The sequence below is a fragment of the Nonlabens ulvanivorans genome, assembly GCF_032922765.1.
GTDB classification, from domain to species: domain Bacteria; phylum Bacteroidota; class Bacteroidia; order Flavobacteriales; family Flavobacteriaceae; genus Nonlabens; species Nonlabens ulvanivorans.
On sequence record NZ_CP136694.1, the window covers coordinates 2,078,543 to 2,090,000 of the forward strand.

At 35.1% G+C, this 11,458-nt stretch carries 13 protein-coding genes and 1 tRNA gene (1 of these 14 only partly in view); 3 read left to right on the forward strand and 11 right to left on the reverse strand.

Features of this window, described 5'->3' with window-relative positions:
- Positions 1-13 precede the first annotated feature (13 nt).
- Positions 14-685, forward strand: a complete 672-nt coding sequence (locus R1T42_RS09380; RefSeq protein ID WP_317290154.1) for a hypothetical protein — start codon at positions 14-16, stop codon at positions 683-685.
- On the opposite strand, the gene R1T42_RS09385 is transcribed toward R1T42_RS09380, so the two are convergent.
- Entirely contained in the window at positions 682-1,128 is a 447-nt protein-coding gene (locus R1T42_RS09385; RefSeq protein WP_042270630.1) for an exosortase F system-associated membrane protein, read from the reverse strand. The genes R1T42_RS09380 and R1T42_RS09385 overlap by 4 nt on opposite strands.
- The gene (gene xrtF, locus R1T42_RS09390; RefSeq protein ID WP_317290155.1) at positions 1,125-1,658 is read right to left on the reverse strand and encodes an exosortase family protein XrtF; all 534 of its coding nucleotides are present in this window, start codon (positions 1,656-1,658) and stop codon (positions 1,125-1,127) included. The genes R1T42_RS09385 and xrtF overlap by 4 nt, the downstream gene beginning before the upstream one ends.
- Before the next feature lie 73 nt (positions 1,659-1,731).
- On the opposite strand from xrtF, the gene R1T42_RS09395 reads away from it, so the two are divergent.
- Positions 1,732-2,187, forward strand: coding sequence for a GAF domain-containing protein (locus R1T42_RS09395; protein ID WP_317290156.1), 456 nt, complete (start codon positions 1,732-1,734; stop codon positions 2,185-2,187).
- Here the strand turns inward: R1T42_RS09395 and galE are convergent.
- The 9 genes from galE to R1T42_RS09440 form a co-directional block, all read right to left on the reverse strand.
- Positions 2,174-3,202: a UDP-glucose 4-epimerase GalE gene (galE, locus tag R1T42_RS09400; protein WP_317290157.1), complete on the reverse strand. Its 1,029-nt coding sequence runs from the start codon at positions 3,200-3,202 to the stop codon at positions 2,174-2,176. The genes R1T42_RS09395 and galE overlap by 14 nt on opposite strands.
- Positions 3,203-3,317: 115 nt before the next feature.
- A tRNA-Val gene (locus tag R1T42_RS09405) sits at positions 3,318-3,392 on the reverse strand.
- 60 nt (positions 3,393-3,452) lie between these two features.
- Positions 3,453-4,670, reverse strand: coding sequence for a bifunctional folylpolyglutamate synthase/dihydrofolate synthase (locus tag R1T42_RS09410; RefSeq protein WP_317290158.1), 1,218 nt, complete (start codon positions 4,668-4,670; stop codon positions 3,453-3,455).
- A gap of 2 nt (positions 4,671-4,672) precedes the next feature.
- On the reverse strand, positions 4,673-5,488 hold the full coding sequence (locus tag R1T42_RS09415) for a hypothetical protein (protein WP_317290159.1): 816 nt from the start codon (positions 5,486-5,488) through the stop codon (positions 4,673-4,675).
- 1 nt (position 5,489) lies between these two features.
- Entirely contained in the window at positions 5,490-5,882 is a 393-nt protein-coding gene (locus R1T42_RS09420; RefSeq protein WP_317290160.1) for an ExbD/TolR family protein, read from the reverse strand.
- A 1-nt stretch (position 5,883) separates the two neighbouring features.
- Entirely contained in the window at positions 5,884-6,579 is a 696-nt protein-coding gene (locus R1T42_RS09425) for a MotA/TolQ/ExbB proton channel family protein (protein ID WP_042248419.1), read from the reverse strand.
- Between the two features lie 127 nt (positions 6,580-6,706).
- Positions 6,707-8,257 carry a Na(+)/H(+) antiporter NhaB gene (locus tag R1T42_RS09430; RefSeq protein WP_042248417.1) on the reverse strand — a complete coding sequence of 517 codons (1,551 nt, stop codon included), beginning with the start codon at positions 8,255-8,257 and terminating at the stop codon, positions 6,707-6,709.
- Complete coding sequence (locus R1T42_RS09435; RefSeq protein WP_317290161.1) at positions 8,257-9,483, reverse strand: Glu/Leu/Phe/Val dehydrogenase dimerization domain-containing protein; 1,227 nt, start codon at positions 9,481-9,483, stop codon at positions 8,257-8,259. Before R1T42_RS09435 ends, R1T42_RS09430 begins: the two co-directional genes overlap by 1 nt.
- Before the next feature lie 70 nt (positions 9,484-9,553).
- Positions 9,554-10,609 carry an anhydro-N-acetylmuramic acid kinase gene (locus R1T42_RS09440; RefSeq protein WP_317290162.1) on the reverse strand — a complete coding sequence of 352 codons (1,056 nt, stop codon included), beginning with the start codon at positions 10,607-10,609 and terminating at the stop codon, positions 9,554-9,556.
- A 79-nt stretch (positions 10,610-10,688) separates the two neighbouring features.
- Between R1T42_RS09440 and R1T42_RS09445 the strand changes: the two genes are divergently transcribed.
- Positions 10,689-11,458, forward strand: the 5' portion of a protein-coding gene (locus R1T42_RS09445; protein ID WP_317290163.1) for an acyl-CoA dehydrogenase family protein. The gene runs 373 nt beyond the window's last position; only the first 770 of its 1,143 coding nucleotides appear in the window; the start codon lies at positions 10,689-10,691; the stop codon falls past the right edge of the window.

Below are 11,458 nucleotides of genomic sequence, written 5' to 3' on the forward strand. Positions count from 1 at the left end.
TCAAAATCATTTTTTGAATGATTATAAAGAAGCTGATTTTATAGCACAAGTCACAGTGACTAACGTGGAATCTGACTTTAGACTAGAGAACGAAGATTTGATTGAATTTGACACATCGATAATATTTAAGGGTTCAGAATCAAAATCATTATTTATAGAACAAGAAGTGGGGAATAGCAGTGATAATTCTAAATGCAGACTGTTCTTAAAACCAGGTGATGAACTTATCGTTTTTGCTCAATTAGTTAATGGAGCAATAATCACTACACCATGTCATAGAAATAGTTTTATTTATAAAGATGATCCTAAATTCTTGCTAGAAAACAAGAATCTAATAGGCACACTTAATACGCTTTCTTTATTCAATGAACAAATTGAAGCATCTTCTATTAATTGTTCCTCACTTGAAAATGATACAGATGTAATTAATAAAGTTGGCAAACTAAATCTAGTAGAATCGGATGCCTATTTTGGACTTTATAACATAAAATTCACTGAAGACAATTCCATCAGTTATGTAGGTGTAATATCACCCTTTAATAAAGAAATTGATAAAAAAATAAGAATAATGCTTATTAAAAAGGAATGGGAAGAATGTGCTCTTAATGAGAATAGAGAATTACTCGTTGCATATTTTTATCATCCTGCCTCAACATATAGAAAAGAATATTTAAGCACATACTAGACAAGTTTGTTCCCTTTAGTTTTTAAGAAGTAAAAACCAGCCACCAATATGAATAATAAAATGGGCTGTATTAAAAAACGACGGATATAAAATAATGCCATTTTCATAAAACTAGAATCTGCATCTATAAGTAAAGTAAAAGCAACTATTAATATAATGTAAGCAAACAAATACACCCATAACGCTGCATGGATATAACTTTCTCTTTTATACAAAAACCATATGATCCATAGAGAAAGCACCATATTCAGTAGATATCTTAAGCTAGTACCAGCAATTAATTTCCACACGTTTAATTTGGGAAGGTCGTATAATTGAAAATCTGAATGAAAATAATCATATAAAGGATCGTTAAATAAAGGCACCTCATACAACCGTATGAGTAATAAGGAGGTAATCAAAACCATTATCACAATTGATGAAAAAAACCTTGAGATAATCATATATGTTTTGGTTTTTTAATCCAAATCAACCAAAGTAAAATCACAGAACCGTAGATCACCGCTGGAAACAATATATCATGTGAAATATGATCATACTGTGGATACTTATTTTTAATAATAGCTAGGGCTACTAATCTGAATAGATTAACTATATAGATGAACGTAATACCGAACAGTATGAAGAAAGCTGTTTTTTTCCACGCTTTCGCGAAAGCAAGAACAAAAGCAACAAATAGTATCATTACACTTATTGCATTACAACCTTCTATCACTCGATAGACCACGGTTTTATTTAAATACATATAAACCGATGGATGATGCGGCACATTAGATATCTGGGCATCATAACCTATAGCGTTTAACAGCTGCTGGGTTTGATACGACACTTGAGAAGTCACAGGATCTGGATAGTTTGATGAATTATAATCCTGTTGTAAATAGAGATAGTAAATTAAAGATAGAACGATATAAATAACGCCAAAAGTAGCCACAAACTTAAAAACCGGCACATAGGTACGTAGAGCGCTCATCATTAATTATTTTATGACAAAGTTAAATATTTAATCAAAGGCATGACTTAATTTTACCTTTTTAAAATACATCATGATACTAGACACATTAAAACCAAAAGTTACCGAAATAGTAAATCATCCAGACTTAACAGCCCAGCTTAAAATGCAAGGTGTATGTGAATTACTGCAGTCTAATATAGATTATTATGATTGGGTAGGTTTTTATATGGCTCATGATACTGAACCTACATTACATCTATGGTCTCAGGCGGGAGAACCTACAGACCATACAGTTATTCCTTTTGGGAAAGGAATATGTGGCCAAGTCGCTGTTTCGAACAAAAACTTTGTTGTAGATGATGTGAATGCACAGGATAACTATATAGCCTGTAGCATCCATGTAAAAAGTGAAGTTGTCATCCCATTATTTAAAGATGAGAAAAATATAGGTCAGATAGATATCGATAGTAACACGGTAAATGCTTTCTCTAATAAAGATGAACTATTTCTTGAATGGATCAACGAGCAAATAGCTAGTATTCTTTAATCTCCATTACAGTTTGCTGCCATTTCCAGGCACTAGCAAGAGCTTCTTGTAAGGTAAATTGTGATTTCCAACCTAGCACATTATTTGCCCTAGTAGTATCTGCATAAGCAGCAGTTACATCACCATCTCTGCGATTTACAATTTTATAATTAAGGGATTGTCCAGTAACATTCTCAAATGCCTTAACCACTTCTAACACAGAAGATCCAGTTCCCGTTCCTATATTAAATGTTTCAAAGTTAGTAAGGACTTCATTATTGATTAGCCTTTCTAAGGCAACAACATGCGCAATAGCTAGGTCCATAACGTGAATATAATCACGAACAGCTGTTCCATCAATTGTAGGATAGTCATTCCCAAAGATTGAGAGCTGTTCTCTTTGACCAATAGCTGTTTGAGTGATGTAAGGAACTAGGTTTTGAGGCGTTCCTAACGGCAATTCACCGATTAATCCAGAATGATGCGCCCCAATTGGATTGAAGTAACGCAACGCAATCGCGCTTAATGAAGAATCGATTTTACAAACATCGGCAATAATCTCTTCCCCTACTTGCTTTGTATTGCCATATGGAGATTCAGCAGGTTTTACTGGAGCAGACTCTGTGATTGGTAACACATCTGCCTGTCCATAAACAGTACATGAAGAACTAAATATAATATTGGGTTTAGATAATTTTTGAAGCTCTTGCAATAGATATACTAACGTATTCATATTGTTTTCATAATACAATAACGGATTCTGAACACTTTCACCAACAGCTTTAGAAGCAGCAAAATGTATCACTCCACTTATATCTTGATGATTTAGAAAAAAATCGCTTAACGCTTGTTTATTTCTTAAGTCCAGTTTTTCAAATTCGGGTTTCTTATTACAAATTGTATGAATCCCTTCTAACACACTGATAGATGAATTAGAAAGGTTATCAACTATAACGACCTCATAGTCTCTATTAAGCAACTCTACAACGACGTGTGAGCCTATAAAACCTAATCCACCAGTAACTAATATCTTCATGAATAAAAAATCTTCAGTAAAAATACATCTTTAGCTTTTTAAAAACACCTAAAATAGAAACCCTTTAAATTAAAAAAAGGCATAAAAAAAGGTCTTCATTTCTGAAGACCTTTTGTGGGCGCTAAGGGATTCGAACCCCTGACCCCTTGGGTGTAAACCAAGTGCTCTGAACCAACTGAGCTAAGCGCCCTAAAAGCGGATGCAAATATAAAACCTTTCCTGGAACTTACAAGTGTTTTTGAAATAAATTTTAAATTATTTCTGCTACTACAAAAACACTACCAGTCACTACTATAAAATCATCACTGTGTGCCAGACTCTTAGCTTTATCTAGAGCGTCAGAAACAGAATTAAATTTTTTAAAATTAAATTGATGCTTTTTGAAAAAACTAGATAAAACATCTATTTCCATTCCTCGTATCGCATTTGGCTTTGCGATGTAATAAAAAGCATTCTTAGGCATTAATGATAAAACTTGGTCCACATCTTTATCAGACACCATTCCCATAACTATATGAAGCTTATTAAACTTCTCTAGTTTCAATTGCTTCACTAATGTTTTTATTCCTGCTTTATTATGTGCTGTATCTGCAATCACCCTAGGTTGAACTTGCAATAATTCGTACCTACCTCTCAATCCTGTATTTGCAGCAACTTTCAACAGCCCGGCTTCTAATTGGGTAAGGGAAATTTTAAAGTTGCTAGACTGCGTTAAAACTTTTAACGCAGTTTGTGCAACTCTACTATTATACTTTTGATATTCACCTTTTAAATCTGTAGCGAGTGGCTTCAAGCGATAGTTTACTTGATGATATATAGAATGCTTTTTTATTGCGCTTTCGCGAAAGCAATTCCTCAAAGAATCACGTCTCTCACCTACAACTACAGGTACATTATTTTTTATAATACCTGCTTTTTCTCCAGCTATTTTAATAAGAGTATTACCTAACATCGCTACATGATCTTTATCTATGTTTGTTATCACTGAAACTAAAGGCTTTATTATATTAGTAGAATCTAATCGACCTCCAAGACCTGTTTCTATAATAGCGATATCTACTTCTTGCTCTTTAAAGTATTGAAAAGCCATACCTACAGTCATCTCAAAAAACGACAGTTGATTACTTTCAAAAAACAATTTGTTTCTATTTACAAAAGCAACCACATAATCTTCTGAAACCATCACACCATTAATCTTAATGCGCTCCCTAAAGTCTTTGAGATGCGGTGATGTATATAACCCTACATTATAACCAGCCTCTTGCAGTACACTTGCTATCATATGACACGTGCTTCCCTTACCATTTGTACCAGCTACATGAATAGTTGAAAAGGATAGGTGGGGATTTCCTAAATGATTATCTAATAATATAGTGTTATCGAGATTTGCCTTGTAAGCCGCTTTTCCCACACGTTGATACATTGGGAGCTGATTGAAAAGCCAATTTAGAGTCTGTGAATAGTCCAAAACTATTCTCCAACTTTAAAAATAACCTCGACGAAACCTATTTGGATATCTTTAGCCTTAGAAGCTGCACTGAATTTATAGGTCTCAGCGCTTTTTTTTGCGGCAACTAATAAGCAATTTGCTCTATTAGTTGTTCCTTTTTTTCCTGGTATGGCTTGCACAACCTTACCAGTTCTATCAACATGAATTTCAACAATAACAGTTCCCGTTTCAAAACAGTCAGGCTCAGCTCCTTTTCCGGATAATGCTTTTCTTCCACCTAGTCCAGCTCCACGACCACTATGCCCAGATCCTGGTGCCCCATAATAGGTATTTGCATAAGGATCACCGTTAATATCACCTTTGTTCCCTGGACCATCTCCAGGACCTTCTCCGCTATTATCTTCACCATCCGTTGGCGTTGCACCAGTAACATTATTAAGCATGTCAGTTACCGATTGATCTGGCTTAGGCTCTGGCTTGGGCTCTGGTTTTTTAACAGGCTCTGTTACAGGTTTTGTTACCGGCTTGGTTGAATTTGGGTCTGAATTGATAACTGGCGCATCAATATTATCTTGTGTGGCGACATTATCAACCTGAGCGGTGGATTGATCTACAGGTGATGGATTAGACTCTGGAGTAACCTTGGTTGCCTCTGCAGGTTCAACAGGTCCAGAACCTACTGCAGTATTCCCGAAGTTGATTGCTATTCCACTATCTTCCTCTTCTGGTATTTCATCTAGCACTGAAACAAAAACAAATAACAATAGAAAAACACTCATCAAAATACTTGTAATGATGAATGATTTCTTTTTCTCTTTAGTGTCTAGAAAACTCATTTTATTCTGGTTTTACAGCAAGGATGATATTGATTTTATTACGGTTTGCTATGTCCATAACTTTAACAGCTTTATTGAGGGCGATATCGCCGTCTGCTCTTAATATAATGGTAGGCTTTTCTTGACCATCCATTGTTTTAATAATCATCGACTCTAATAACTCTTCTTCTACCTCTATCGCATCGACAAAAAACGCACCATCTTTAGTAATACTTACGGAAGCTTGCTGCTTATTTTCACTACGACCACTTGCACTAGGCAATATTAAATCCAAAGCTTGTGGAGTAATACTCGGTGAGGTTAGTAAGAAAAATACAAGCAACAGAAACACGATATCTGTCATGGATGACATCGAGAAATCAGGGCTTACTTTATTTCTGCTTCTTAAGTTCATATTATGCAGGTTCGTTTAAAAGATCTAAGAAATCAACAGCGTTAGACTCCATTTGATGCACTACTTTGTCAGTTTTAACTACTAAATGGTTATATCCTATATAAGCTATAATACCTACTATAAGCCCTGCAACAGTGGTTGTCATTGCGGTATAAATACCTTCTGCTAGAGTTCCCATTTCTGGAGCACCTTCACTTTCTGCTAGGGTTCTAAAAGCAATTACCATTCCTATAACTGTCCCTAAAAACCCAATCATAGGTGCAGCTCCTGCAATAGTTGCTAGAATACTAACATTTTTTTCTAATTTATACACCTCTAATTTACCTGCATTCTCGATGGCTCCATTAATATCCTCAAGAGGTGAACCTATCCTACTAATACCTTTCTCTGTTAAACGTGCAACAGGAGAATTTTCTTGAGCACATAAGATCTTGGCTGCATCAATACGACCGTTACTAACATGATCTTTTATTTGTAACATGAATTTATCATCAATTTTTGAACTGCCTTTTATCTTAAATAACCTTTCAAAATAGATGTATAAAGCAACAAATAATAATAGAATTAAGATACATATAATCACTGTTCCAGATGGATCACCTGATAATATGATGTCAAAAACTGTTTGAGTTTCTTCTTCTACTAGTGGCATAGTAGACTCAACAACTTCGCCTGTTTCTTGAATAAATAGATTCATTAAATTTTTCTTAGTTAGGTTAGTAACGCATTTTATATGTTAAAGATTGTATACAGTCTAAAGGCTTATTCTAATTATGCTTTCGCGAAAGCGTGATTACAATAAGCTATACAATATTACTGATTTATTATAAGAACATAATCACACATGCAAGTCCTACTAATGTAAGAACTACAGTATATGGAAATGCCATTTTAACCATCTTACCGTAAGAAAGATTGATTACTGGTGCAAGAGCAGACGTTAATAGAAATAAGAATGCCGCCTGACCATTAGGTGTCGCAACACTAGGAATATTAGTTCCCGTATTAATCGCAACTGCTAAATGTTCATATTGCTCTAAAGATATTTTTCCAGCGTCATATGCATTACCCACTTCATTTATGTAGACTGTTGCCACAAACACATTGTCAGAAATCATACTAAGAACACCATTTGCAAGATAGAATATTGCCGGTTGACTACTAGGATCCTGGCTTAATGCCCATTCAATAATAGGTGCAAATAAATGCTGGTCATGAATCATCGCAACGATCACAAAAAACACAACTAACAGTCCTGTAAATGGAAGTGCTTCTTCAAAGGCTTTTCCAAGACTATGTTCATCTGTTATCCCCATAAACGCAGTTTGAATCACTATTAAAGCAAGACCTATAAAACCAACTGGTGCGATATGTAATGCTAGACCTATAATTAAAAGAATAGCAGAAACTCCTTGAACCAAAAGCCCATATTTTTCTTTACTTGTACGCTCTTGATCACGCTTTTCCATCCACCCTTCAATTATTTGTCTAACTACCGGAGGCATTTTCTGACCAAAACCAAATGTTTTAGTAACTTCTAACAATACGGTTGTAATTAGACCAGCTATTAAAACTGGGATCGTAATAGGTGCCATGTGAAGGAAAAACTCTATGAATCCATATTCATAAGGTAATGCTGTATTAAGCTTTGTACCGATAAGTAAATTCTGAGGTTCACCTACAATTGTACAAACACCACCTAACGCTGTTCCTACCACACCATGCATTACTAAACTACGTAAGAATGAACGGAAATCTTCTAATGTTTCACCACTTAACTGCTTCCTGTCTAATGTATTATCATGATCTAAATCTAGATCACTAGAATGTATTTTATGATAAACATTATAAAAACCTAGACCGACACTAATTAGAACTGCTGTAACTGTAAGAGCATCTAAAAAGGCAGATAACACAGCACTGATTAGCACAAAAAATAGAGAAAGAGCTATTTTAGATTTTACCTTTGTAAACAGTTTTACAAAAATATACATGAGTAGAGGTTTCATAAAATAAATTCCCGCTACCATAAACACTAACAGCAAAATCACCTCTAGGTTTTGTGCTACTTCTGCATAAACACCACCTAATACTTTATTACCTAAATCATCTAATACGACCTTATGTGTTTCATGATCTACTTTATACATAGGATGTGTTAATCCTAATGCAATAACTTGAATAGCTAGTAAACCACCGGACTGTAAAGGATAACATTTTAAAGCCATCGCAAGACAGAATATAAACTCTGCTATAAAAATCCAACCCATTACCGTTCCATCAAGAACAAAATATGCGGCTGTATTAAAAACTAAAAATGCTAATATGGTTGACTTAAACCATGTAGGGCTATTACCTAAAAAAGACTTGAACATTAAACCAATTGTTTTAAAGCGATTTCAAAAGCAGTAGAACTGATTTGAGTACGCGAACTATTATTATTATAAGTATTTTGAATTGCGTTTCTAATTGTCATGCTGGTATCGTTAAAGATAGCTTCATCCGTCATTTGAACGCGACGTTCCATAAAGTATGCAAAAACTCTTGCCATTCCACAATTTGAAATAAAATCCGGAATAAGGCTTACTTTTTCATCCGTATGCTCCATAATAGAGCCAAAGAAAATTTCTTTATCTGCAAATGGCACATTAGCGCCACAAGAAATAACCTCTAATCCAGAGGCAATCATTTGATCTATTTGATCCTGACTCACTAATCTAGAGGCAGCACAAGGCGCAAAAATCTCAGTCTTGAGCGACCATATTTTTTCATTTACTTCTTCAAATGGAACTAAGTTTGAAGATCTTAAAGTATTACCATCTTTATTTAAGAACATTTCTTTAATTTCTTCAAAAGAAAAACCGTCTTCATTAATTAATCCACCAGCTCTATCGATGATTCCTACAACTCTCGCACCCATTTGTGAAAGATAATAAGCAGCGGCACTTCCTACATTACCAAAACCTTGAACAACGGCACGTTTACCTTTAACATCACCGCCATAAATATCGTAAAAATGTTTTACAGCTTCTGCAACGCCATAACCAGTAATCATATCTGCTACCGTATATTTTCTAGAAACATCTGGCGAATAAATAGGATTTTCAATAACTTTTATCACACCTTGACGTAATTGTCCTATGCGGTTAATTTTATCAGCCTCGGTAGGGGAAAAATGACCTGCAAAGACACCTTCTTGAGGATGCCAAACCCCACAATCTTCAGTGATAGGGATTACTTCATGTATTTCATCAACGTTAAGATCACCACCGGTGCCATAATAGCTTTTAAGTAAAGGAGAAACCGCTTTATACCATCTCTCTAGCACACCTTTTTTACGAGGATCTCTAGGGTCAAAGTTAATTCCACTTTTAGCGCCACCTATTGCAGGACCCGACACCGTGAATTTAATCTCCATAGTTTTTGCTAGTGAGAGAACTTCATTTTTATCAAGTCCAACTCTCATACGTGTTCCACCACCTGCGGCGCCACCTCTCAAACTATTAATTACGGTCCAACCTTGGGCATCTGTTTCTGGATCATTCCAATGGAATACGATTTCGGGTTCAGCGTTCTCATAACGCTTTAAAAGTTCCTTCATGTTTTATTTTCAGGTTAGTGCAGACAAATATAAAAAACACCTGACCACTTCAACTCTTTTTTACAATTTCTTAAGGCAGATAAATCTTACCACTTGAATGATCCATAGACGCTCCTGTTACCGAAGCAAGGCAATTATTCTCATTGCGTAATTTAAGCACTCCTAGAAAAGCAAAAATGAGTGCTTCTTTATATTCAATAAGCTCCTTATTCGGTATAATTATTTCGGCCTTAGAATAAGAAGATATACGATGTATTAAAAATGAATTATAAGCACCACCACCTGTAACAAATACAGTAGATTCAGGTAACAGTACGCTAGAGATTTGCATTGCTACATGTTCAGTATAAGTAGCTAAAGCATCTAAAGGATTATCGATTGATTTGATAATATCCCACACATGATTGTCAATCCATTCCACTCCTAAAGATTTAGGACCATCAACCTTATAATACGGTAGTGAATTTAGTTGAGCTAAAACCTCAGAATTAATTTTTCCTGCTTTCGCGAAAGCACCACTATCATCATAATCTGACCCTAGGCGATTTGCAAAATAATTCAGCACTACGTTAACCGGGACAATATCAAAAGCTTTGCGTATATCATTAAGACTATAAGAGATGTTTGCAAATCCTCCCAGATTGAGACAATAATCATATTTATTAAAAAGAAAAAGATCTCCAATAGGTACTAAAGGGGCACCTTGACCACCCATATCTACATTTTGAGACCTAAAATCACAAACAACCCGTTGACTCAATAAGTCAGCTAATATAGGGAGGTTACCTATTTGGAAAGTATACCCATCCCCAGGCTGATGATGTATAGTATGTCCATGACTACATATCGCTAAAAGTTCGGTGATTTGATTTTCATATATAAAATCATTAATACAATTACTTAAATATAAAGTATATTCATCATTTAAATCCCTCAAATGAATATCTGACAACAAAATAGCACTAGCCAATTTAGTTCGCCAAACTTGATTATACTCTATCGATTTTACTTTCAATATATGAAAGTTCCATGAATCATTACGTACTAATTTTACATAAACCAAATCGATAGCATCTAAAGAAGTTCCAGACATTACACCTATAACGTTATAGCACTGATGGTTCATAGAATAATAGTGTTGAATAAACTCTTAAATAAGCTTAGATTTGCAAAGATAAATGAAGTATTAATCATATTACAAATACATGGATTTTAGTTTAACAGAGGAGCATTTAATGATACGTGATGCAGCAAGAGATTTTGCACGCACCGAGTTACTTCCAGGAGTAATTGAAAGAGATAAGGATCAACATTTCCCTAAAGAATTGATTACTAAAATGGGTGACCTAGGCTTCCTAGGCATGATGGTGGACCCAAAGTATGGTGGTGGTGGAATGGACACTACTAGTTATGTTTTAGTTATGGAAGAGCTTTCCAAAATTGATGCTAGCGCTAGTGTAATTGTATCCGTAAATAATTCCTTGGTATGTTATGGTTTAGAAGCGTACGCTAGTGAAGAGCAAAAAGAAAAGTATTTAACCAAATTAGCAACAGGAGAATCGATTGGAGCATTTTGTCTAAGTGAACCAGAAGCTGGTAGTGATGCCACATCACAACGAACAACAGCAATCAATATGGGTGATCATTATCTTTTAAACGGTACCAAAAACTGGATTACTAACGGTAGTAGTGCCGATTACTATATTGTCATTGCACAAACTGATAAAGACAAAGCCCACAAAGGTATCAATGCATTTATAGTTGAAAAAACTTGGGAAGGCTTTGAAGTAGGACCAAAAGAAGATAAATTAGGTATTAGAGGTAGCGACACCCATTCTTTAATATTTAATGACGTTAAGATACCTAAAGAAAATAGGATTGGCGAAGACGGATTTGGATTCAAATTTGCAATGAAAACATTAGCTGGAGGTCGCATAGGAATAGCGGCACAAGCACTAGGTATTGCAGCCGGTGC

What these genes read in the sequence shown, in the direction of transcription:
- R1T42_RS09420 (WP_317290160.1), bottom strand. Translation starts at nt 5,882, where the DNA reads ATGAACTTAAGAAGCAGAAATAAAGTAAGCCCTGATTTCTCGATGTCA.
- R1T42_RS09415 (WP_317290159.1), bottom strand. Translation starts at nt 5,488, where the DNA reads ATGAGTTTTCTAGACACTAAAGAGAAAAAGAAATCATTCATCATTACA.
- R1T42_RS09385 (WP_042270630.1), bottom strand. Translation starts at nt 1,128, where the DNA reads ATGATTATCTCAAGGTTTTTTTCATCAATTGTGATAATGGTTTTGATT.
- R1T42_RS09425 (WP_042248419.1), bottom strand. Translation starts at nt 6,579, where the DNA reads ATGAATCTATTTATTCAAGAAACAGGCGAAGTTGTTGAGTCTACTATG.
- R1T42_RS09395 (WP_317290156.1), top strand. Translation starts at nt 1,732, where the DNA reads ATGATACTAGACACATTAAAACCAAAAGTTACCGAAATAGTAAATCAT.
- galE (WP_317290157.1), bottom strand. Translation starts at nt 3,202, where the DNA reads ATGAAGATATTAGTTACTGGTGGATTAGGTTTTATAGGCTCACACGTC.
- R1T42_RS09440 (WP_317290162.1), bottom strand. Translation starts at nt 10,609, where the DNA reads ATGAACCATCAGTGCTATAACGTTATAGGTGTAATGTCTGGAACTTCT.
- R1T42_RS09435 (WP_317290161.1), bottom strand. Translation starts at nt 9,483, where the DNA reads ATGAAGGAACTTTTAAAGCGTTATGAGAACGCTGAACCCGAAATCGTA.
- xrtF (WP_317290155.1), bottom strand. Translation starts at nt 1,658, where the DNA reads ATGAGCGCTCTACGTACCTATGTGCCGGTTTTTAAGTTTGTGGCTACT.
- R1T42_RS09430 (WP_042248417.1), bottom strand. Translation starts at nt 8,257, where the DNA reads ATGTTCAAGTCTTTTTTAGGTAATAGCCCTACATGGTTTAAGTCAACC.